Here is a 2,792-nt window from a genome sequence, read left to right on the forward strand (position 1 = left end):
TGACCTCGCGCACCGGCGACGTGACCCTCACCGATCCGGCCAACGACTTCAAGGCTAAAGTCACCGTCAGCGGTAAAAACGTCGACCTGGTCGATGTGAATTCACTGACCATTGCAGCAACCACAACAGGCAACCTGACAACAAAAGCGACCGGTGGCACCGAACTGGCAGGTCTAATAGTCGGTGGCAATCTGAATGTTGACAGTGGCAATGGGCCCGTAACGCAAACCGGATCATTGACGGTGGACGGCACCACCGGAATAACCTCTGGCACTGGCAGTGTCGTGCTCAATGACGCTAACAATCTGTTTCTCGGCAATGTCACATCATCCGGCGGATCAGCCATTATTCGAGGAACAGGAGCCCCATTGCCACAAAGCCCGCCAACCACACCATCGCCAATCTCAATAACGCCAACACCACCTGTCGAACCTACGGCACCACTGGTCATGCCGACTCAAACGAATGTGATTCCAGTCGTCGTTGAGATAAAAACAGCCGCTCCAAGTGAGGTCGCCGCAGCGGCCTCCAGTGAAGGCGCTAGTGGAGCGAGCTCAGGTGTAAGTGGCGGTTTTGTCGGTGTGAGGTCTTTTGGCGATCTGTCGGTCGCCATGGGATCTACCTTTAGTTTCACGGTACCGGCGGACACTTTTAGGCACAGCGATGCCAAAGCGGTGGTGTCAGTAGAGGCGAAAATGCCAGACGGCAGCCCACTTCCAGTATGGTTGACTTTCGAGCCCGGAATTAATCGTTTTACCGGGACTCCACCGCAAGGCCAAGCCAAGCTGACTGTTGTTCTCATCGGTCATGACAGCAGTGGGGGTGAGGCCTTCACCGCAATTCAACTCAACTTTAACCAAGAAAGCCAATCACAATGAGCAATTTCGCCTTTTATGAAAAAGTAGTCGCACTGAACTCCGAAGTGCATCGCAACCTCAAATTTAATGCCCCCCAAGTAAATTTTAATTTTGCGCGGGACAGCACTGCAGTATTGATTGCAGGTGTGGAGTTCGCTGAAGCCGCACGCGACTATCCCATTGTGTTTGTCCGAGGGCAAGATCAACAATTACGACCTGTCGTTTTGCTTGGTGTGCGCGAAGCACAAAATCTGTTTGTTGATGAATCTGGAAAGTGGTTGGCAACCTACATTCCGGCTTTCGTGCGCCGTTATCCCTTCGTGCTTGCAGAAGGAGCAGAGCCTGATCAATTAGTGGTGTGCATTGATGAAAAATGCAAAGCACTTACTTCAGGAACTGGCGAATTACTGATTGATGAAGCGGGGAAGCTTCAACCACTAATGGACGATGTGCTGCAGTTTTTGCAAAATTTTCAGCAGGAGTTTGTGCGTACTGAAGCCTTAACAAAGCAACTTGATGAACTTGGGTTGTTCGTGCAACAGGGCGCACGTTTTGACACCGCTGGTGGGGAGACTTTTCAGCTAAATGATTTTTATATGCTTGATGAAGCCAAGTTCAATCAAATTGATGATGAAAAGTTGCCCAGCCTGTTTCGCAGTGGCGCCTTAGGACTGGCCTATTTGCATTTAGCCTCCATGGGCAATATGCGTAAATTACTCAATCTCATTTCTTCTCGATCTGCCGCCGTGAAGACTGTCCCGCAGCCAATCGACAAGGCGCTGCCAAAGCAAAAAGCGACGGCGAAGAATTAAACGTCATATTTTCCTCAGCAACGCAGACAGCAAAATGAAAAATTTACTTATTAAAACAAATTATTTGAGGCAAGTAGCCGTCACGATTTATTGTTTCACGAGTCTTGGTGCCATGGCGGTCGTAGATGAGACCCAGGCCACCTTGGCCAAGCCGTATGTGACCGTTAATGGCATGATTCAGACCAACGCCCGGGCAGAGCTATTGCTACGTGAGCAACTGGCGCGTGGACAGGCAGACAGCCAGGAACTGCGAGGCGGAGTGCGCGACACGCTGATCAACCTGGCACTCATGGAACAGCAAGCTCGAAGTGCAGGATTGGACAAAGATGCGCTAGTACAAGCACAGATGGAGTTGGCCAGACAAAATGTCTTGGCTCAGGCGTGGCAGCAAAAAGTATTAAGTGCAAATCCTGTCAGTGATGCAGAGCTACAAGCTGAGTACGTACAGCAAACAGCACGTTTGGGTGATAAGGAACTCTTGGTGCGCCATTTGTTGGTAAGCGACGAATCGACCGCCAAGCTGTTAATAGAAAAGTTGCAGGCAGGTAGCAAAATTGCTGACTTAGCCAAGGAATATTCACGCGATGTTTCAACGCAAAATCGAGGTGGTTTGACCGATTGGACGATCCCCGCCAATTTCTTGCCTGCAGTAGTTGAAGCAGTGTCAAAATTGAACAAGGGGAGTTTCACCCTGAAGCCGGTGCGCTCAGAGTTGGGGTGGCATATTTTGCAACTCGAAGATTCGCGTGCTTTCAAGGCACCGTCACTGGAAGAGATCAAAGGGCAACTTAATCAAATTCTGGCACGCCGAGTCATTGATTCGCAACTCAAAACCTTGCGGGACTCTGCAAAAGTGCAGTAGAACAAGGCGTTCCGCCCTGAATGTTGCCTTTCTTTATGGTGCTTTGAAGAAGTATTGTCAGACCAACTATGGCGCATAGCGGTTGTCCAATCAGAAATTGGATGACCGGTACACCTTTCATTGCTGACATACGGCAAATGACTTTGGCAGGCCTGCATTGGGCACGCTGCCGAATGCCACGAACGGCTTCTGTCTGGAGTTGAATTGGCCCACCGGAAAGCTGCCTGTCGTGTGCACCCGCTATGGGTCTTCTAGAGTCGT

The 2,792-nt window shown here is 50.4% G+C and carries 3 protein-coding genes; all 3 read left to right on the forward strand.

Going from position 1 to position 2,792, the window contains the following annotated elements; translation table 11 throughout:
• A partial coding sequence (locus WCG50_RS18700; protein ID WP_336901107.1) for a putative Ig domain-containing protein occupies window positions 1-878 on the forward strand: 878 nt, incomplete at its 5' end.
• On the forward strand, window positions 875-1,669 hold the full coding sequence (locus WCG50_RS18705; protein ID WP_336901108.1) for a SapC family protein: 795 nt from the start codon (window positions 875-877) through the stop codon (window positions 1,667-1,669). The genes WCG50_RS18700 and WCG50_RS18705, both read left to right, overlap by 4 nt.
• A 34-nt stretch (window positions 1,670-1,703) precedes the next feature.
• Window positions 1,704-2,531 (forward strand): peptidyl-prolyl cis-trans isomerase, encoded by an 828-nt coding sequence (locus tag WCG50_RS18710; RefSeq protein ID WP_336901109.1) that lies wholly within the window; start codon window positions 1,704-1,706, stop codon window positions 2,529-2,531.
• The last annotated feature ends 261 nt before the right edge of the window (window positions 2,532-2,792 follow it).

It is taken from the genome of Rhodoferax sp. (assembly GCF_037143375.1).
Taxonomy (GTDB): Bacteria; Pseudomonadota; Gammaproteobacteria; order Burkholderiales; family Burkholderiaceae_C; genus Rhodoferax.

Bases quoted from the DNA above. Each gene is read 5' to 3' on its own strand.
- WCG50_RS18705 (WP_336901108.1), top strand. From the start codon at position 875: ATGAGCAATTTCGCCTTTTATGAAAAAGTAGTCGCACTGAACTCCGAA.
- WCG50_RS18710 (WP_336901109.1), top strand. From the start codon at position 1,704: ATGAAAAATTTACTTATTAAAACAAATTATTTGAGGCAAGTAGCCGTC.